The 18,649-nt window shown below is 38.4% G+C and carries 18 protein-coding genes and 1 tRNA gene; 4 read left to right on the top strand and 15 right to left on the bottom strand.

The window, feature by feature from the left end; translation table 11 throughout:
- Window positions 1-7 precede the first annotated feature (7 nt).
- The 4 genes from QM941_RS01715 (at window position 8) to QM941_RS01700 (ending at window position 5,411) form a co-directional block, all read left to right on the top strand.
- Window positions 8-2,062: a cation:proton antiporter gene (locus tag QM941_RS01715; RefSeq protein ID WP_414338159.1), complete on the top strand. Its 2,055-nt coding sequence runs from the start codon at window positions 8-10 to the stop codon at window positions 2,060-2,062.
- A 41-nt stretch (window positions 2,063-2,103) separates the two neighbouring features.
- Complete coding sequence (locus QM941_RS01710; protein ID WP_414338156.1) at window positions 2,104-2,964, top strand: YihY/virulence factor BrkB family protein; 861 nt, start codon at window positions 2,104-2,106, stop codon at window positions 2,962-2,964.
- Between the two features lie 125 nt (window positions 2,965-3,089).
- Window positions 3,090-3,443, top strand: coding sequence for a DUF3397 domain-containing protein (locus QM941_RS01705; RefSeq protein ID WP_414338154.1), 354 nt, complete (start codon window positions 3,090-3,092; stop codon window positions 3,441-3,443).
- 120 nt (window positions 3,444-3,563) lie between these two features.
- Window positions 3,564-5,411 carry an N-acetylmuramoyl-L-alanine amidase gene (locus tag QM941_RS01700; protein WP_414338151.1) on the top strand — a complete coding sequence of 616 codons (1,848 nt, stop codon included), beginning with the start codon at window positions 3,564-3,566 and terminating at the stop codon, window positions 5,409-5,411.
- A 36-nt stretch (window positions 5,412-5,447) separates the two neighbouring features.
- Here QM941_RS01700 and QM941_RS01695 read toward each other — a convergent pair whose 3' ends face one another.
- From QM941_RS01695 to codY, 15 genes are all read right to left on the bottom strand, one after another.
- Complete coding sequence (locus tag QM941_RS01695; protein ID WP_414338148.1) at window positions 5,448-5,762, bottom strand: hypothetical protein; 315 nt, start codon at window positions 5,760-5,762, stop codon at window positions 5,448-5,450.
- A 187-nt stretch (window positions 5,763-5,949) separates the two neighbouring features.
- On the bottom strand, window positions 5,950-6,735 hold the full coding sequence (locus tag QM941_RS01690; RefSeq protein ID WP_414338145.1) for an ABC transporter permease: 786 nt from the start codon (window positions 6,733-6,735) through the stop codon (window positions 5,950-5,952).
- A 1-nt stretch (window position 6,736) separates the two neighbouring features.
- The gene (locus QM941_RS01685; protein ID WP_414338143.1) at window positions 6,737-7,555 is read right to left on the bottom strand and encodes an ABC transporter permease; all 819 of its coding nucleotides are present in this window, start codon (window positions 7,553-7,555) and stop codon (window positions 6,737-6,739) included.
- A 1-nt stretch (window position 7,556) separates the two neighbouring features.
- Window positions 7,557-8,549, bottom strand: a complete 993-nt coding sequence (locus QM941_RS01680) for an ABC transporter ATP-binding protein (RefSeq protein WP_414338141.1) — start codon at window positions 8,547-8,549, stop codon at window positions 7,557-7,559.
- A 314-nt stretch (window positions 8,550-8,863) separates the two neighbouring features.
- The gene (locus QM941_RS01675) at window positions 8,864-9,409 is read right to left on the bottom strand and encodes a histidine phosphatase family protein (RefSeq protein WP_414338140.1); all 546 of its coding nucleotides are present in this window, start codon (window positions 9,407-9,409) and stop codon (window positions 8,864-8,866) included.
- A gap of 50 nt (window positions 9,410-9,459) precedes the next feature.
- Window positions 9,460-10,392, bottom strand: coding sequence for an alpha/beta hydrolase (locus QM941_RS01670; RefSeq protein ID WP_414338138.1), 933 nt, complete (start codon window positions 10,390-10,392; stop codon window positions 9,460-9,462).
- A 131-nt stretch (window positions 10,393-10,523) separates the two neighbouring features.
- Window positions 10,524-11,405 (bottom strand): class II fructose-bisphosphate aldolase, encoded by an 882-nt coding sequence (locus QM941_RS01665; protein WP_414338136.1) that lies wholly within the window; start codon window positions 11,403-11,405, stop codon window positions 10,524-10,526.
- Window positions 11,406-11,548: 143 nt separating this feature from the next.
- Window positions 11,549-12,871: a sensor histidine kinase VncS gene (gene vncS / locus QM941_RS01660; protein ID WP_414338133.1), complete on the bottom strand. Its 1,323-nt coding sequence runs from the start codon at window positions 12,869-12,871 to the stop codon at window positions 11,549-11,551.
- On the bottom strand, window positions 12,868-13,524 hold the full coding sequence (locus QM941_RS01655) for a response regulator transcription factor (protein WP_414338132.1): 657 nt from the start codon (window positions 13,522-13,524) through the stop codon (window positions 12,868-12,870). The genes vncS and QM941_RS01655 overlap by 4 nt, the downstream gene beginning before the upstream one ends.
- Before the next feature lie 70 nt (window positions 13,525-13,594).
- A complete protein-coding gene (gene vex3, locus QM941_RS01650; RefSeq protein ID WP_414338130.1) occupies window positions 13,595-14,974 on the bottom strand; it encodes an ABC transporter permease subunit Vex3 in 1,380 nt (459 codons plus the stop codon).
- A gap of 47 nt (window positions 14,975-15,021) precedes the next feature.
- The gene (gene vex2, locus QM941_RS01645) at window positions 15,022-15,669 is read right to left on the bottom strand and encodes an ABC transporter ATP-binding subunit Vex2 (RefSeq protein WP_004252438.1); all 648 of its coding nucleotides are present in this window, start codon (window positions 15,667-15,669) and stop codon (window positions 15,022-15,024) included.
- Between the two features lie 13 nt (window positions 15,670-15,682).
- A complete protein-coding gene (locus QM941_RS01640) occupies window positions 15,683-16,960 on the bottom strand; it encodes an ABC transporter permease (protein WP_414338129.1) in 1,278 nt (425 codons plus the stop codon).
- A gap of 134 nt (window positions 16,961-17,094) precedes the next feature.
- Window positions 17,095-17,180: transfer RNA gene (locus QM941_RS01635), tRNA-Leu, on the bottom strand.
- A gap of 79 nt (window positions 17,181-17,259) precedes the next feature.
- Window positions 17,260-17,835: a cysteine hydrolase family protein gene (locus QM941_RS01630; RefSeq protein ID WP_414338126.1), complete on the bottom strand. Its 576-nt coding sequence runs from the start codon at window positions 17,833-17,835 to the stop codon at window positions 17,260-17,262.
- Window positions 17,835-18,623 (bottom strand): GTP-sensing pleiotropic transcriptional regulator CodY, encoded by a 789-nt coding sequence (gene codY, locus QM941_RS01625; protein WP_006150201.1) that lies wholly within the window; start codon window positions 18,621-18,623, stop codon window positions 17,835-17,837. The genes QM941_RS01630 and codY overlap by 1 nt, the downstream gene beginning before the upstream one ends.
- Window positions 18,624-18,649 lie beyond the last annotated feature (26 nt).

The raw sequence follows: 18,649 nt of genomic DNA, 5'->3' as shown, positions 1-18,649 counted from the left end.
GGGAGAAATGGATTTACTTTTTTATCTCTTGGTTTTCTTGCTAGTCCTGATTGTTTCTAGCACGACCAATAAACTCCTTCCTTTCATGCCCATGCCCCTGATCCAGATTCTTCTGGGAGTTGGCATTGGTCTCTTTTTACCCAACAACCAATACCATCTCGACACAGAGCTATTTCTAGCCTTGGTCATTGGTCCCCTTCTCTTTCGTGAAGCTCAAGAATCAGACATTACATCCATCCTAAAACACTGGCGGATTGTCCTCTTCTTGATTTTCCCAGTAATCTTTATCTCAGCCTTGAGTATTGGAGGAATGGCCCATATCCTTTGGGCCAGTTTACCCTTAGCGGCCTGTGTGGCTGTTGGTGCTGCCTTGGGGCCTACAGACTTAGTAGCCTTTGCTTCTCTATCCGAACGCTTCAGCTTCCCCAAAAGAATCTCCAATATCTTAAAAGGGGAAGGTTTGCTTAATGATGCTTCTGGATTAGTTGCCTTTCGTATGGCTTTGATTGCTTGGACAACTGGAACTTTTTCCTTGACTCAAGCAGGAAGTTCCTTAGCTATTTCCATCATTGGCGGGTTTGTAGTTGGCTTTTTAACAGCCATGGTTAACCGTTTCCTCCATACTTTTCTACTCAGCGTTCGAGCTACTGACATCGCTAGTGAGCTCTTGTTGGAACTGAGTCTACCACTCTTAACATTTTTCATAGCAGAAGAAATTCATGTATCAGGAATCATTGCCGTGGTCGTCGCAGGTATTTTAAAAGCCAGTCGTTTCAAAAAAATTAATCTGCTCGAAGCCCAAGTCGATACTGTCACTGAAACCGTCTGGCATACTGTAACCTTTATGTTGAATGGTTCCGTCTTCGTGATTCTTGGAATGGAACTTGAGTTAATTGCCGAACCTTTTCTAAAGATTTCATTTTATAACACCCTACTCCTTTTCCTCAGTATCTTCCTCTTAACGATCCTACTCTTTGCAATTCGTTTCCTTATGATTTACGGTTTCTATGCTGTTCGAATCAAAAAACTCCAAAAAAGCTTGCACAATTATGTCAAGGACATGCTGCTCCTAACCTTTTCTGGGGTAAAAGGAACTGTATCCATTGCAACTATTTTGCTAATACCATCCAATCTAGGGCAGGAATATCCTCTTCTTCTCTTTCTAGTTGCAGGCGTTACACTCTTAAGCTTTTTAACAGGCTTACTGATACTCCCCTACCTTTCTGAAGAAGAAAAACCTTCTTCTGATAAGTTGGTGCATATCGCTATTTTAAATGCTGTAGCAGTAGAGTTAGAAAAGGATCTGGAAAATACCAAAAACAAGGTTCCACTCTACGCTGCTATTGATAACTATCATGGTCGAATAGAAAACCTTATTTTGAGTTTAGAGAACAAAGAAATCCAAGAAGACTGGGAAGCTCTCAAACTGCTTATCCTTAGTATCGAAAGTGACGCTTTGGAACAGGCCTACGAAGAAGGTAAAATTGGAGAGAGAGGTTACCGTGTTTATCAGAGGTATTTGAAAAATATCGAAAGGGGAATCAACCGCAATTTTGCGTCTCGCCTAACATACTACTTCCTAGTTTCTCTGAGAATTCTTCGTTTCCTTATTCATGAGCTCTTAACATTCGGTAAGACCCTCCGGTCATGGAAAGGCAAGGAACTACAAAGACTTCAAGCGATTGATTATGACCAGATTGCAGAGCTTTACTTAGCCAATACAGAAATCATCATCGAAAGTCTGGAAAATCTTAAGGGAATATACAAGAGTAGCTTGATTAGCTTTATGCAGGAGTCTCGTCTACGGGAAACCAGCCACATTACTAGTGGCGCCTTTGTCGAACGTGTTATCAATCGTATCAAACCCAATAACATCGATGAAATGCTCAGAGGTTACTATCTTGAACGCAAGTGCATTTTTGAATTTGAGGCAAAAAAACTCATTTCTGCCCAGTATGCTAAAAAATTACGACAAAATGTCAACAATCTAGAAAGCTATTCCCTCAAGGAATCAGCCAATACTTTACCATATGATATGCTGGAATTGGTAAGAAGAAATTAAGCTTTTAATAAACTAGAAAAATCACTACGAAGGAGAGAGATATGAAAAAGTTATGGAAACAGCTGACTGATAGACCTTTAATAAAATCTTTTTTACATTTCTATCAAGAGTCAGACATTGAATTAACCAGCGTGGCTGTTGCCTATTACTGGTTGATTTCAATCTTTCCCTTGGCCATGATCATCGTCAATATCTTGCCTTACTTTAAGATTCCCATTTCCAATTTTTTGATAAAGATTAAAGAATTTTTACCTGATGCTATCTATGGAGTCGTTGAAAAAATCGTCCGAGAAGTCCTGACCCAACCGTCAACTGGCTTACTGAGTTTCGCTCTTTTATCAGCTCTCTGGACCTTTTCAAAATCCATGGATTATCTTCAAAAAGCCTTTAATAAAGCTTATGGCGTTCCCAAAAGTAGAGGAATTATCTCTCACCAGCTGATGAGCCTTTTGGTTAGCTTTGGTTTACAGGTTCTCTTTGCTTTAGCTCTCTTCTTGAGTATGTTTGGCCGTATGTTGCTTAACCTCCTAAAAAGCTTGTGGAAAGCAGACAACCCTATCTTCTCCTATCTAGAGGATTTTACAGGTCCTCTGGTCTATCTGCTCCTCTTTGCTAGTTTGGTCATGCTCTACTATTTCCTTCCAAATGTTAAAGTCACTCGTTTTCGTTATATTTTACCTGGAAGTGTCTTTGTCCTGCTGACTATTACCTTACTATTAAATATCTTTGCAGCCTATATCAATAATTATGTCAATCACCTAGTCGACGTCCGTTTCTTCAGTTCCATTATCGTTGTTGTCATCATGTTCTGGTTTATTTTGATAGCTCAGATCCTTATTATCGGAGCTATCATCAATGCGAGTGTGCAAAGTCTTAAGGACCCGAGACTAAGAATCCAATAAATATAAGTCAACATTTTTCCCTATTTATAAATAAACAGGGATTTTTAGTTGAATAATTTTATAAAACATTGATAAATCAAAGGATTTGCTTTCCTTTTATGCAGACTTTATGATACAATAAGCATATGATTTTAATAAAACTTGCTTCGATTTTGCTTTTGGTATTAACCTTAGCTCTAGCTATTATCATAAGCAGATTCTTTAAATTAAAGAAAAAAGGAATAAATTTTGCTGATTTAGCCTTTCCTTTCTTAATATTTGAATATTATTTGATTACAGCCAAGGTCTTCAGTCATAATTACCTTCCAGTATTAGGAATCGTATTATCACTCCTTGCAATTATTTTAGTTTTTTATTTTCTAAATACAAAACGTAGTTTTTATTATCCAAAGTTCATCAAGTTCTTTTGGAGAGCTGGTTTTCTTCTAACTTTGCTCATTTACATCATCATGATTGTCCAAGTCTTTATGATGAAATAGAAAATATATGTGCCAGCACCTCATCAGTTGGTAAACTCAACATGATATTCGAGGTGTTTTTCTAATGGCATTTTAAAATTAGGAATTATTATAAAAAGAAATATAAAGGAGAATTTTCACGTGAAAAAGACACTCGTGGCAAGTGCCATCACGCTTTCAATTTTAGGAGTTTCAGCAAACACAACGTACGCTGAAGAAAATCAGATTTTACCATCTACCACTACTGTCGAAAAAACAGTAATTACTGCTGTGACCGAGCCTAAAGAGAAAAATGCTTTAGTTTCTACAGAAGAAGTTTCTAATCCAACTACTTCCACCACAAGTACAGAGTCTTCTTCAAAAGCTACTGAACAGGTGAAGAAACCTGAAATCAAAAAAGAGGGCTGGGTTCAAGAAGAAAATCAATGGCGTTACTATGAAAATAATAAAGCCGTTGTCAATTGGAAAAAAATCCAAGACAAGTGGTACTACTTTGATCAAAAAGGAAACCGCCTTAGCAATACTGTTTTTGAAGGCTACCTCTTTAACAAAGACGGAGTAATGGCTAGTAGCGGTTGGAGTCAACTAGGAGATACATGGTATTATGCCAATTCATCCGGTAAAATCTCTCAACAAAAATGGGAAAAGATTAGTGATCATTGGTACTACTTTGACAAGGATGGAGCTATGCTTAGCAGTACCATTTTTGATGGTTATCTATTCTCAAAAGGTGGTTCTCTGGTAAACCAAGGTTGGACTAAAATTGAAGATAAATGGTTCTATGCTAATGCTGCTGGTAAAATCTCTCAACAAAAATGGGAGAAAATCGGAGGAGCTTGGTACTACTTTGATAAAGACGGTATCATGCTCAGCAACACCATTTTCAATGGCTATCTTTTCTCAAACAGTGGGGCTATGGCCGAAAACTCATGGGTTCAGCTTAAAGACAAATGGTATTTCGCCCAAGCATCTGGTCGTCCTTCACGAGATAAATGGGAAAAAGTTGGAAGTTCTTGGTACTATTTTAATAAAGATGCTACTATGGTAAGCAACCAATGGCAAGGTAACTACTATCTTAAATCTAGTGGTGCTATGGCTCAAAAAGAATGGGTTTTTGACAAAAATTATAATAGTTGGTTTTATCTTAAATCCGATGGTTCCTATGCTGCTCGTGAGTGGGTTGGCTCATACTACCTCAAGTCAGGTGGTTACATGGCTAAGAGTGAATGGATTAACGATAGCTACTACAATGCCCGTTACTATGTGGATGAAAATGGTATCTATGTCACAGGAACACGTAAAATCGATGGGAAAGCTCAGCAGTTCCAAAGTAATGGAAAATGGATTGGTGAAGTTCCAATAAGTCGCGGATTTGAAAAAGGAAAATACACGAAGACTGTTTTCTTAGATCCAGGACACGGCGGTAAAGATCCAGGTGCTGTTTATTATAACACGAATGAAAAAGACCTCACTATGCAAGTTTACAAGAAACTTCGCAAGGAACTCGAAGGACTTGGTTATACCGTTCTCACTTCTCGAGATAGCGATGTTTATGTGGATTTTGTAACTGAACGTTCGAAAATGGTAAATAAGACTGATTCAGATATTTTTATTAGCATTCACTTCAATGCTACTGGAAATCCAGCTTCAAATAGAGTTGGAATTCAGACATATTCTTATGAAGAAGCTGATGACTATCCTTCTAAGATCAATCCTTACTGGCATAACCATCCTGATCGTATCAGTGAAAGCAATCGCCTTGCTGCTGATATCCACTCTTCTCTTCTAGCTGAAACTGGTGCTAAGGATGCAGGCCTTCTCAAAAGTAGCTTTGCTGTCCTTCGAGAAACTGATAAACCAGCAGTTCTATTGGAGCTTGGTTACATTGACAATTTCAACGAAAACCAACAAGTTCGTAGTGATGCTTACCAAAATAGATTAGTTGCAGGTATTGTCAAAGGTATTCAAAAATATTACGCAGGGCAATAAAGAAAAAGTCTCGAGAAATCTCGAGGCTTTTTTGTATTATGCTTCTTTCTTATTAGCGTCAGGAAATAGAAATCCAATTCCCACGCAAGCCAGCACCCCTGCACCGATAACTAAACCACTTGAAAGTGGCAAGATGTCAAAAATAGCGTTTGCAATGATAAAGGCAATAATCAAGCTCATGAGACTGGCCTTATAATCTTTTTTAGCCAAATTCTCAAGAGTAAAGAATAAGAATAAACCTACTGGAAAGAGTGCCCAGATGTTAACATCCAAACTTGGCCATCCAACTAAACCAAAATACAAAACTGCTGCTGCAAGGACTAAAAATCCGATACCTACTACTTTTTTCATGATATAACCTCATTTTTTATTTTGTTAGGAAGCTTAATCTCCCCTTGACAATTACTACTATAACAGAAATAAAAATCGCAAACAATAGGTTTTGCCTATCTGGTAGATTTGGCAGATTATGTGGTCAGAATTTTATAAAAAGGAAAAAAGAAGCCTGTCCTGAGACAAGGCTTTGAGATTATTCCTCTTAGGATCCCGCACTTTCGTAGGCATCCAATCCCCTGTCCCAAAGTTTAAGGGAAATGACAAAGAAAACAAGGGAAATCAGAATCAAACCACCGATATTAAAGACTCCATCCTTGTCCTGCAAGAAATAGCTGGCAGGATAGTAGGCCGTAAAGGCAAAAGGCACGATAAAGCTAATCAACCAACGAAGGAGCGAATTGTAAATGGAAATCGGATACTTGGCAAAGTCATTAAACATATAAAAAATGTAAATCATGGCTCCTGACTGTTTGGTCCAAAAAGCGATGCTGGCTGTCGCAATTTTCAAGGAAGTATAAATCAAAGTCGCAAAAGGAATACAAACTAGAAAAATCAGGAATTTTGGAAGAGTCCAAGCAATGCTAGTCGCCGTTGTCGCTAGTAATATTCCACCGACCAAGAGTTCACCCAAGGCATCAATCTGAAAGGTCTCAACGAGGATGTGAAAGAGAGGATTGATAGGACGAGTAAGATACTTGTCAAACTCCCCTTTTCGAACTAGTCGTTGACCTAAAGCCCAGAGATTGTCAAAAAAGAGATGATCTAATCCCTTTGGAATTAAGGAAAATCCATAGATAAAGGCAATCTCTTGAAAGGTCCAACCTTCTAGCGAGGGAATGTGTTGAAAGATGACATTGAGAAACAAGAGGTTCAAGCCTTGAGTCAGAAAGACTCCCAAGACACCAACCACAAAATCAACCTTGTATTCCATGATTTGCTTGATGTATTGTCTGATAAAAATCAGATGCATGCGTTGATATTTTTTCATCCTAACCTCCCTGAATGGTGATAAATGACTGGACTCGTTTCCAAATCAACTGAGACAAGCCCACCATCACTATAAGCCAGAAAAACTGAAGCAAAAGTGCTTGAAGAATCTGACTGGCATCGTATTTCCCAACAATAATCATGACTGGAGTGTAAATTAAGGATGAGAAAGGCAAGAAGGACAGAATATCTGAAACCACCTTTGGAAAGAAAGCCAAGGGAATCAAACTGCCAGACATAAAGGCCACTATTGAAGTCTTGAGTAGATTGGAACCCCATAAATTTTTAAATACAAAGGCTGAAAATCCAAAGCAGATATTAAAGAAAAAGTTAATCAGATAAGCCAGAGTTAAGCTAAAGAGATAAAGGACAGTTAATCCCAGCACTTCTACAATACCTTGCCCAGATAAGATTTTCATCAAAACAATGATACTTAAAAATGGCAGTCCAACAGAGATAAAAATCAACCACTTGGAGCCAAGTTCGGTGAAAAGATAAGAGGTCGAAAAATGGACTGGTCTTAATAAGCGCATGATAATAGAGCCATCTTTTACCTCATCACCAATCATAAAGGAGCTATCAGACCTGGTCAAAAGATTGGTCACAAAACTCATGATGATGTAGAGGGTGATATCTGCCATACTAAAGCCCTGAATCAAAGACTCCTGCGAGGAGTCAAAGACTGCCTTCCAGAGATAAAAGGCCACAAAAGCCCCCATGACATCACCAATCCGATAGAGAATAAAGTTGACTCGATAGCTAATCAACTCCTGAATCCCTGCATTGATAAAAGGTTTATAACGTCTCCACAATTTGACCATCTTAGAGCTCCTTTCGATAGAAGCGACGGATAATATCCTCAATATCCGTATCCACCATCTTCAAATCGCGGACCTCAAAATCAGATAAGGTTTGCTTGATAATATCGGCCGACTGGTAGCGGGTACTATCGAATTCAATAGTCAGGTTATTTCCTTGTCTATCAATGGTCATATCAGGTAGGCCTTCATAGTGAGAAAGGAGATGACTTTGACCTGGTAGCAGTTCAAAGGAAAGAGTCTTCATCTTGCCAAAGGTTTCCTTGAGCTGACTCACCGTTCCATCAAAAATCTCTTGCCCCTTATCAATCATAAAAATCCGATCACAGAGTTGCTCAATATCACTCAAATCATGAGTAGTCAAGAGAATAGTTGTCTCTTCCTCCTGATTAATCTGGGTGATAGCACGTCGAATGTTATCCTTGACCGACACATCCAAACCAATAGTCGGCTCATCTAAAAAGAGAACCTTGGGATTGTGAAGCAAGGAAGCCGCAATATCCGCCCGCATCCGTTGACCAAGTGAAAGAGTCCTCACAGGATCCTTGATAAATTCCTTCAAATCCAAAACTTCATTCAAAAAGTCCATGCGCTTATGGAAAAGCGAGTCTGGCACATCGTAAATCTCCTTCAAAACCGTGTAGGTCTCTTGCAGTGCCAAATCCCACCATAGCTGGGTACGTTGTCCGAAAACGACTCCAATATCCTTGACATAATCTTGGCGATTGTCCTGTGGAATCTTGCCGTTAATCCGACAAAAACCAGACGTCGGTTTCAAAATCCCTGTCAACATTTTGATGGTTGTCGACTTCCCAGCACCATTTGCCCCGATAAATCCTAAAATCTGCCCTTTTGGAACTTCAAAAGTTAAATCTTTGACCGCTTCAAAGGTCTGTTTTTCAGGATGAATAAAGGAGCGCAAAGCTCCCTTCAAGCCCGGTTCCTTAACAGTCTTCACAAAATTTTTCTGAAGATGTTGCACTTCTATCATTGCCATATCTATCTCCTTATCGTAAGAAACAACATTGTATTTTTGACTACAAATATTCTAAATCCTTACTTTCTACACCTTCTTAATATTATTACAGAAGGATTTATACCAACCTATTATAATCCAATAAAAAAAGGAATGCAAGCGTTTGCTTATAGATTATGAAATTAGAGATTTCTCTCTTAAAATATTGCTTTTGAGTCAGAAATTCTGGTTTAATAGTTTCCTTAAAACACCAAAAAACCTGCCCAATGGGCAGGCTACGAATTGTAAAAAGGCAAACTGTTTTGATCAATATGAATCACTATTTAATTAAAGAACTAATCTTTCATAATTCTTTTCACAATCCCATTTCTATCAATTAGAAAACAATCTGGAAAGGTCATCTGCTCCCATTTTTCATAATCAAAACTGGAATCAAAGTGATGTAGTAGTATTCCTATCAAATTCCCGTGTGAACTAAGTAAAATCGTTTTTTCTGAGTATCTCTCTTCCAATTCCATTAAAAAATTTAGTACTCTAGCTAGTGCATCTTGATTTGATTCCCCTTCTGAAAGACATTCACTGGGATTTTGCCATAAATATTTAATACTGTCTTCAAACTCAGAATCTTTTATAAAGGTTGAAGATAATTTTCGCTCTCGTAACCGATTATCAAGAACTATTTTATCAAATTGAATTGGCGAGCTATTAATCGTTTCAAATGCTCGTTTATAAGGACTAGAAAAATAATAATCAATATTAAAAGAATTCAAAAACTCTAACTGGTCAAGAGATGAAAACCCTTTTTCTGACAAAGTTCTATTAAAATCATCACTTGAAAATCTTGAATGAGCATGTCTAAGTAAAATATAAGAATTATTCATAAGTCATTCCTTTCAATTATTATCATCAGTCTTAATAGATTTTTAAGGCCTCAATTATTCTCTAAAAATTCTTTAATGTGAGAAACAATAGTATCGCTTTGATAATTATAAAGTTCGTGAGGCGCATCCATATAGACGACTTTCACATTGGAGTGTCCACTAGCAAATCTCTCTGCATAGTTCTTCCACTCTAATTGACTAAAGCTAGTGCCTTGACCGTTAGAAACCAGTAGTAAGGCAGGAATTTTAGGATTAATTGAATTTCCTACTTTCTTAGCATTCTCCTTTACCAAATTGGATTCATTTAGCATGGCTTGCGACATCAACTGTTTATAAGCTAGGAGTTTATACTGTTGTCGTTCACTTTCTGTCAGAGTTGGATTTTTTATATAAAAGGAGTCAGGGAAGTAGCGTAATAAGCCAATCTTGCTACTCCAATAGGCCACAGTAAGCAAGACCTGATTATCCTTTAAATCCTCATAACTTGATGGTAGTGCCCAATCCAGACCAATCAAGGCTTTCACTTCATCAGGATATTTTTCCTGCCAAACCAGACTTTCAAGACTAGCCATGGAATGAGACAGAATGATAAAAGGCCCTGATATATTAGCTTGAGAAAGAGCTTGACGAGTCTCAGACAAAACTTCCATCACATCTCTTGATTGATTACTATCCTCGCTATAACCATAGCCAGCCCGCTCCACGATGACTACCTTATATTTTTTTGATAAGGAATCCGACACATTCTTAAAGTCCAAGATCGGGGAAGCAATTCCAGCACCTGATAGAAACACTATTGTCTCTGGACCATCCCCCTCAACGTAAACATTGATTTTGTGCCCATTAACGAGAACAGTTTTGCCCATAGGAGTTAGAGAGGCTTGTTCCTTTTCTAAGCTGATACGATGAAAGATAAATGTCCCTACTAAAAAGAAGATAAGGAAACTAAGAAGGACAAGGGCTGATTTTTTCAGTATTTTCATAGCATTATTGTACAAAAATTAGACTCTTTTAGCAACTTAAGTTAAAGAATTTTCCAGTATAATCTGTATATATCCAGAAACAAAAAACCCACCCTCATGGGCAGGCTTCTGTTTTGTATAGTTCAGCTAGATTAAGCTTTACCTTCTGAACCGAATACGTCGATACGTTCTTCAACTGATGCTTGGATAGCTTTTACACCGTCAGCCAAGAATTTACGTGGGTCGAAGAGTTTTTTCTTGTCGTATTCTGCTTCGTTTTCTTCGTAGTCACGAGCAAATTTACGAGTTGCGTTAGCGAATGCGATTTGGCATTCAGTGTTAACGTTAACCTTAGCAACACCAAGTTTGATAGCTGCTTGGATTTGCTCATCAGGAATACCTGATCCACCGTGCAATACGATTGGGAAGCCTGGAAGAGCTTCTGTCAATTTTTGCAAGTGGTCAAGGTCAAGACCTTCCCAGTTTGCTGGGTAAGGACCGTGGATGTTACCGATACCAGCTGCCAAGAAGTCGATACCAGTTGCAACCATTGCTTTAGCGTCTTCGATTGGAGCCAATTCACCTTTACCGATGATTCCGTCTTCTTCACCACCGATAGTACCAACTTCAGCTTCTACTGAGATACCTTTAGCGTGTGCTTTTTCAACAACGTCTTTAGCCAATTTAAGGTTTTCTTCAACTGGAAGGTGTGAACCGTCAAACATGATTGAAGTGTAACCAACTTCGATACACTCAAGTGCATCTTCGTAGTGACCGTGGTCAAGGTGGATAGCTACTGGTACAGTGATACCCATTGATTCAACAAGGTTAGCGATCAAGTTGCGAGCAACTTTGTAACCACCCATGTATTTAGCAGCACCCATTGAAGTTTGGATCAAAACTGGAGCTTTTTTAGCTTCTGCTGCGCGCAAGATAGCTTGAGTCCACTCAAGGTTGTTTGTGTTAAATCCACCAACTGCATAACCGTTGTCACGAGCTGCTTGGACAAATTTTTCTGCTGAAACGATTGCCATATTATCAGGCCTCCTGTATATTTTTTGGGATATCCCATTTACATTGTTCATTTTATCACATTTTAAGAAAAAAAGCTAGTTTTTCCCGTAGTTTCGATTTAATTTCTTCTACTCTCAGATATGTAAACCTTTTCCCACTTTGTCTAATCCTTGTTCTCAGGCAGGTTCATATAAAATACCAAGTGATCTTCATATCTTTCAAATCGATAATCAATTTCTTCGTTTTCTAATAAACTTTTGACGACGAAGAGTCCCAAACCAGCTCCCTTGCTTTGTCGACTTGATGACGTAAAGGATTGTTCAAATTTATCCTGCTCCTCAGGTGTACAGGTGTTCTCAATAAACATCCAACCATCTTTTTCTCCAATTTTTAGGAAACCACCTTGGACAGAGTGTTTCACCGCATTACTGATAAGATTTGAAAGAATGAGCTTGAGTACCGAAGGATTTAGATAAGTTTGTTGGTCAATCAGTTGATTCACAACTGAGATTTCCCTCTCTTTGGCTAATAAATCATAATCCTTTAAGACAAAATCTGTCATTTCAAGAAGGTTGATTACTTCCTTCTTATCTCGCAACTCCTGCACTGAAGAAAGAGATAAGATTTGCTGGACATGGTGACTCAAATCATCCACGATACCCAAAGAAACTCCCAGATAATGGTCACGATCTTTATAGCGTCCAATATTGGCTTTCATATTTTCCAGAAGAATCTTTAGACTAGCTAGAGGTGTTTTCAGTTCGTGGGAAGCACCTCGCAAAAATTCAACCTTCATCTTTTCCAGCTGGAGGATAGCCTCGTTCTTTTCATGCAAGTCTGCAATGACCGTCAAGAGATGCTGATAAAGGCTGTTGATTTGTTCTTTAAGATCGCCAATTTCATCCTTAGAATCCACGCGCAACCTCACTTCTGCATCCAAATCCATCATCCGTCGAGTCACTCGTTTGATTTCCAAAATAGGAGCAACAATGGTTCTAGCATAGATAAAGGCGATGAGGAGCGAAATGATAAAAGACGCTAATAGCGTATAAGGCAAAAATTGCAGACTGATGTCTTCTGCTTCTTTCTGCAAATCCATTGAAGCCAAAAACTGTAAGGTCATCGTCTGACCATCCTTAGTTTGAACTTCTCTTTCCTCAATAACCAAGGAGGCTGTTTGACGTTGTCTATCCAGAGGAAGATTGTCATTGACCTCCAACTTATCTTCGGTCATCTCTCCCTTAACAGCTCCCTTGATATCACTGCTTTGAGAATAAAGTTCAAGGACTTCCTGAATAGCTTGACTATCCTTTCCTTGGAGGGACTGGGCAATTTCTGTAGCCTTGAGTCCGATGCTTTCCTGACGGTGACTGAGATAGGTCGGAGGAAAGAGAAAATAGATGGCCAAATGCAAACAAATGACCAAGGTAGAAAATACCGAGAAGGTATAGATAAAAATTTTTTTAAATAAACCTGAACGTCTCATTTTCTCTCCAATTTATAACCAACATTACGCACGGTAAGAATACAGTCTAAATCCAATTTTTTCCGTAGTTCCTTGATATAGACATCGATCACTCTGTCAAAAGGAACCTCATCTGAAATCTTCCATACAGCATCGATAATCTGCGACCGTGTTAAGGCTCGACCTTCATTTTTTACCAGATAGTCTAAAATTTCCAGTTCTTTTGCATTCACTGCAACTTCTTGACCAGCCACTTTGGCGCTATAGCTGTCAAAGTCTACCTCGGTGTCTCTATAGGTAAAAAGACGACCAGTATCATAATAACGTTTAAAGATGGCATCCACTCGTACTTTTAACAACGATAGAGAAAAAGGCTTTTCCAAATAACCATCTGCTAATGCAGCAAAGGCACTCATCTTATATTCTTCGTCCTGAAAGGCTGTCAACATCAAGACCGGAACTTGACTACTTTTTCGGATTTCTGACAAAACCTCTAAACCATTAAGTTTCGGCATTTGAATATCTAGGAGAATCAGAGCAACTTGGTGATTGGAAAATTGTTCTAAGGCCTCAAGGCCATCTGCTGCCTGAATCGTTTCATAGCCACAATCCGTCAAATAATCACTAATTCCCTCGCGAATCATGTCTTCATCTTCTACAATTAGAATTTTCATATAAATCCTTTTCTATCAAAAATGCTACCTATATTATATCTCATTTGAGTGAGAATAGGTAGCAGGTTTTTTATTCACTATCCAACAAGAGTTCTTTTGGTTGTTTAAAGAGGAGATTGCTTGAAGCAAGTGCCATAACTAGTACCACTAGAACTAAGCCAAGTACAAAGATGATGGCAAAGTCAGAAGGTTGAATGGAAATATCCAAACTTGAAAGAGTCTTGCTAAAGCCATCAACTTCTGCACCACCACCAAGATTAGAGGCTTGGGCTGCCTTACTTGCCTGTTTAGCCACATCTGATGTGACATTTGCAAGAATAGTATTTCCAATGGCATGAGCAGTATAGTTAGCTAAGAAGTAAGCTGAAATTAGTGCTGGAATTGCAATCATAACTGCTTCTGTGATAAATTGTCCTAGAATACTTGCTTGTTTTAGACCAATTGAAAGGAGAATTCCAACCTCTTTACGACGGGCGTTAATCCATAGTGTCAGTAAGAGAGCCAGTAGAAGAACAGAGAAGCTCAAGCTACCCCAGAAGAGAAGATTAGCCATCTTGTACATGCCTGAGATAGATTGTTCGAGGGCAGGATAGTTAGATGAACTCTTAATCAAGCTATACATCTTCCAGTTGATACCGTTGATCGCTCCTAATTCTTGCATAACAGTATCTAGATTCTTATCTCCAGCTACAAAGAAGGTAGCATCTCCATAAATAGCTGTATCTTCTGTATAACCATAGAGTTGAGCTGCTGTGTGAATATCTGTGATAGCTGTATTCTCATAAAGTTCTTGTGAGTAGGTTACAGCAGATTTGTTATGTCCATCAAAAAGTCCTTTGATCGTTACTTCTACTGTTTCCTTGGCTCCTTTTTCATTATCTGCATCGTAGATATTAGAGTTCAGTTTGACCTTGTCCCCTACCTTCCAGCCATGTTTAGCAGCTAAGTCTTTGTGCATGAGAATCTGGTATTTGTCGTCCTTGGTTAAATGCTCACCTTCGACCAGTTTGTAAGAGCCTGACACAAACTTGTCTTCTTTAGAAGAGTCATTAACCCCTGTTATCATCAAGCTACTTCCAAAACGTTGAGCTCGATCTGGAGTTAGATTTTTTTTGGTTTCAGGCGTTTCAATCAGTTCATAGCCTGTCAGATCACCGATAGCATTAATCCGTTTGATATAGGATTCAATGGCCTTATTCTCAGTAATTTTTTTGATATCTTCACCCTTGATATTTCCAGCACCACGTGGAGTACCTTGATTGACCCTACGATTGATTTGCATGGAGAAACTATTGGTGATATTTTTAAAGGTTTCTTGAGAAGCCTTGGCTGTTGCTCCCTTGATTGATAAGCCGACCAAACTCAAACTAGCCATCAAGAGAATGATAAGAAAGATCACAATAGACTTGAAAAATTTTCTTGTGACATAGGCAAATGCGTTGTGTAACATAAGATTCCTTTCTAGATTTACTTCAGTTTTTAATATGTTTAAAAGTTTTAGTTACTATTTTTCCTTGTTTCAGTCAATTTCTTATCCTTCAATTCAAGTGTAATATCTGATGCTTGTGCTACTTCCTTGCTGTGGGTCACAACGATCACACACTTGCCTGTTTTCTCAGCGAGAGATTTGAGCAAATCGATGATATCCCCAGCAGTCTTAGGATCCAAGTTTCCTGTTGGTTCATCTGCTAAAATCACTGGTGCTTCCGATACAAGGCTACGAGCAATGGCAACCCGTTGTTGCTGTCCACCTGATAATTGGAGAACATTCCGCTTGATTTGACTTTCATCTAAACCAAGTTCAAGAAGGGTATCCTTGCTAGCTTTTTTATTGACCAAGCGAATATTTTCCAATGGAGAAAGATAATCAATCAGGTTATAATTTTGGAAAACTAGAGAGATATGGTGCATCCGATGATAAGAGTAACCTTGTTCACGAATGTCCTTGCCTTCGAATAGGATAGCACCTTCGACTGGGCTATCAAGTCCTGCTAATAGAGATAAGAGTGTTGACTTCCCAGCTCCCGATTCTCCGATAATACTATAAAACTTGCCAGGTTCAAAATCGTAATTGATTTTATATAATACTGCTTCTGCAGTGTTTTTGTAACGATAAGTAAGATCTTGTAATTGTAGTAAAGTCATGATTTCTCCTTCATTAACTAATGGATGATAAAATTTCTTTCGGTGATTTTCTAAATAAAAAGATAAAACAAAGTGCAACTGACAAGCAGCTGATTATAAGTAGGAAGATATAAGATTCTCCAAATGATAGAAGACTTGTTGAAAGATTCGTTGCTTTTGATAGAGTATCTTGTAGTGCAACTTGGTCGCCACTTGCTAGTACAGTCTTCAAGAGATAGGAAGTAATGGCATTCCCAGCCACAAATGCAGGCAGAATAGATGCCAACGAAACCAAGATGACTTCTAGGCAGAATTGGCTAAAGATTGCAATTTTTCCTTTCCCTAGTGCCAATAAAATACCAACCTCGTAGACTCGCTCTCGTAACCAAAGAGATAAGACCAAGATTAGCGCTCCTACACCAGCAATCATAATGCCATAGAGGAAAATTTGTAAGAAGGTTTGGAAGGTCGAAACTGAATCCTTGATTTGTTCAAAAGCCTTATTTTCCTTTTCGACTTGGTAACCTTTAGTTTCCAGAGATAACTTTTCAACCTCTTGAATGATACTATCCATATCTTTTGGATTTTCTAGATAGAAACGAGCAGCGCTAACTTGAGCTTCCTTATTTCCAAGAAGAGTTTGGCTACTTTCGTAGTCTGTATAGACCGTGTTTTCACTAAAATCTGATGATAGACCAGTGAATTTTTCTTGCTTCTTACCTGAGAAAATACCTACGATTTCATAGTCTAGACTTTGTCCAGAACTAGCTTCTACTTGTCCAGGACTTAAGTTGATCTTATCTCCTACTTTTAGATTGTTTTTATTTGCTAAATCTTCGTGGATTAAGATTTTTTTACTGTCCCCTTTTTCGATATGTCTTCCTTCTTTAAGGGTAAAGGCAGAGCTAGTGAAGGAGACATCCTTAGAGGAATCTTCTAAAGCTATCAAACTGATGAGATTTTTTTCAGCCTCTGTCAAATCATCCCTTTGGATACTTTGTTCTCCAGTAACGACTTCTTTGTCAGTCAACTTAGCTATTGTCTCAAGCTCTGGAGAAATCTCGTCCAGCCCCTGTATTTTTTTAAGGTCATCTAGTTGAGACAATTGAAAAGTCTGATCTGGCTCAATTCTTTTAATCGAAAAAGACGTATTCAATGAGCGATAGAGATTATTTTCTACTGTTTTGTTGGACTTCATAAGCGTCAAACAAGCCGATATTCCAGCCAATAAGACAAATAGAATCAGGAATAATATGAGACTTCTCAGTCGTTTTCTGCTGACGTAAGCCCAAGCTCTTTGAGTGGGATTCATATAGCACCTCCATATTTGTAAAACCATTATAATATTCAAATATGAAATGTTTATGAAATAACAAAAAAAGAGCAAAAATATTTTTGCTCTTTTTTATAAAAAATAAAAAGCTAGCCAAAGCTAGCTCACTATTATGCGGAGAGAGGGACTTGAACCCTCACGACCTAAAGCGGTCACAGGATCCTTAGTCCTGCGCGTCTGCCAATTCCGCCATCCCCGCGTCGATTACTTTACTAGTATATCAACTTTAAAATTCTTTGTCAAGACTTTTTTCAGATTTTTTCAGTTTTTCATCGTTCTTATTCAGAAATTTCATTCAGTTTTTCATCTACCAACTTAGCTCCAAGAGTATTTTTGAAATGTCCTAGAGCAAAAGTATGGTTTTCAGGCCAAATGGATGCAACTGCTGGTTTGACCACTTCTATCTGATAACCAAGATTATAGGCATCAATCGCCGTATGCAAGACACAAATGTCAGTAAGAACTCCTGTCAAAATGACTGTATCTACTCTACGCTCTCTGAGACGGATATCCAAATCTGTTCCAGAAAAAGCCGAATAGTGACGTTTGTCCATCCAGAAAACACGACTATCTCCAGCATGCTCCTGATAAAAGTCTGCTAACTTGCCATACAGATTGCGTCCACTAGTCCCAATAATATTATGTGGTGGGAATAGTTTACTTTCAGGATGAAAGACATCATTTTCTTCATGGGCATCGATGGTGAAAAAGATATAATCTCCACGTTCAAAAGCCTTTTGGGTCACCTGATATATATCATCAGATATTGCTTGAGCTGGAGCACCCGCAGTTAGTTTCCCATGATCCGCTACAAAATCTTCTGTATAGTCAATAGAAATTAAAGCCTTAGCCATTAATAGTCCCTCTTTTTCACTTCTTCAAAAATATCTGGAATTAGAACTTTGAGATAGGTTCCTTTCATACCAAGAGAACGACTCTCAATAATCCCTGCAGATTCGAGTTTACGAAGGGCATTAACAATTACAGAACGAGTGATACCGATACGGTCTGCAATGACTGAAGCTGTTAATTGACCTTCATTACCATTTAATTCAGCTAGAATAGCCGATACTGCTCTAAGTTCAGAGTAAGAAAGTGTATTGACCGCCATAGTTACAGCCGTACGACGACGAATATTTTTCTCATCTTCTTCACGTTGGAAGTTTAAGAGTTGAATTCCTACTACTGTGCTGGCAATTTCAACAAGAATTAAATCTTCATCTTCGAACTTTTTATCATTACGCCATATAATCAATGAACCCAAGCGAATCCCTGAGACATGGATTGGAGCAATCGTTGTCAAACCATCTGGGAAATCAGAGCGACTCTCAGTTGGGAAAATTGTCAAATCATGCTCTACTGGAAGATTGGCCTCCGTATCGTAGATCATGTTTGCACCTTGCACATAATCTTCTGGGAAAGTCTTTGATTGGAAGAATTGCTCTACTCGGTCATTATTAGTTTTGTAGCGCATAAAGTAGCCCAACAAACGACCCTTGCTATTCACAATACAAGCGTTACAGTCAATAATATCTGCTAATTGACGTGTAATGGCATTATAAGGAAGCTCATCTTGTAATTGCTCCTCCGAACGCTTTAAAATTGATGTGATTTTTCTTGTTTTTTCTAATAAATGTGCCATTTTTTACCTCGCATATAATCGCTTCC

Source organism: Streptococcus timonensis (assembly GCF_047460355.1).
Taxonomy (GTDB): Bacteria; Bacillota; Bacilli; order Lactobacillales; family Streptococcaceae; genus Streptococcus; species Streptococcus timonensis_A.
Note: the sequence above shows the minus strand (reverse complement) of the source record. Positions and strands in the feature narration are given on the sequence as shown.

Bases quoted from the DNA above. Each gene is read 5' to 3' on its own strand.
- QM941_RS01670 (WP_414338138.1), bottom strand. From the start codon at position 10,392: ATGAAAATACTGAAAAAATCAGCCCTTGTCCTTCTTAGTTTCCTTATC.
- QM941_RS01665 (WP_414338136.1), bottom strand. From the start codon at position 11,405: ATGGCAATCGTTTCAGCAGAAAAATTTGTCCAAGCAGCTCGTGACAAC.
- codY (WP_006150201.1), bottom strand. From the start codon at position 18,623: ATGGCACATTTATTAGAAAAAACAAGAAAAATCACATCAATTTTAAAG.
- QM941_RS01695 (WP_414338148.1), bottom strand. From the start codon at position 5,762: ATGAAAAAAGTAGTAGGTATCGGATTTTTAGTCCTTGCAGCAGCAGTT.
- QM941_RS01675 (WP_414338140.1), bottom strand. From the start codon at position 9,409: ATGAATAATTCTTATATTTTACTTAGACATGCTCATTCAAGATTTTCA.
- QM941_RS01685 (WP_414338143.1), bottom strand. From the start codon at position 7,555: ATGGTCAAATTGTGGAGACGTTATAAACCTTTTATCAATGCAGGGATT.
- vncS (WP_414338133.1), bottom strand. From the start codon at position 12,871: ATGAGACGTTCAGGTTTATTTAAAAAAATTTTTATCTATACCTTCTCG.
- vex2 (WP_004252438.1), bottom strand. From the start codon at position 15,669: ATGACTTTACTACAATTACAAGATCTTACTTATCGTTACAAAAACACT.
- QM941_RS01680 (WP_414338141.1), bottom strand. From the start codon at position 8,549: ATGGCAATGATAGAAGTGCAACATCTTCAGAAAAATTTTGTGAAGACT.
- QM941_RS01690 (WP_414338145.1), bottom strand. From the start codon at position 6,735: ATGAAAAAATATCAACGCATGCATCTGATTTTTATCAGACAATACATC.
- QM941_RS01710 (WP_414338156.1), top strand. From the start codon at position 2,104: ATGAAAAAGTTATGGAAACAGCTGACTGATAGACCTTTAATAAAATCT.
- QM941_RS01705 (WP_414338154.1), top strand. From the start codon at position 3,090: ATGATTTTAATAAAACTTGCTTCGATTTTGCTTTTGGTATTAACCTTA.
- QM941_RS01640 (WP_414338129.1), bottom strand. From the start codon at position 16,960: ATGAATCCCACTCAAAGAGCTTGGGCTTACGTCAGCAGAAAACGACTG.
- QM941_RS01715 (WP_414338159.1), top strand. From the start codon at position 8: ATGGATTTACTTTTTTATCTCTTGGTTTTCTTGCTAGTCCTGATTGTT.
- QM941_RS01655 (WP_414338132.1), bottom strand. From the start codon at position 13,524: ATGAAAATTCTAATTGTAGAAGATGAAGACATGATTCGCGAGGGAATT.
- QM941_RS01630 (WP_414338126.1), bottom strand. From the start codon at position 17,835: ATGGCTAAGGCTTTAATTTCTATTGACTATACAGAAGATTTTGTAGCG.
- vex3 (WP_414338130.1), bottom strand. From the start codon at position 14,974: ATGTTACACAACGCATTTGCCTATGTCACAAGAAAATTTTTCAAGTCT.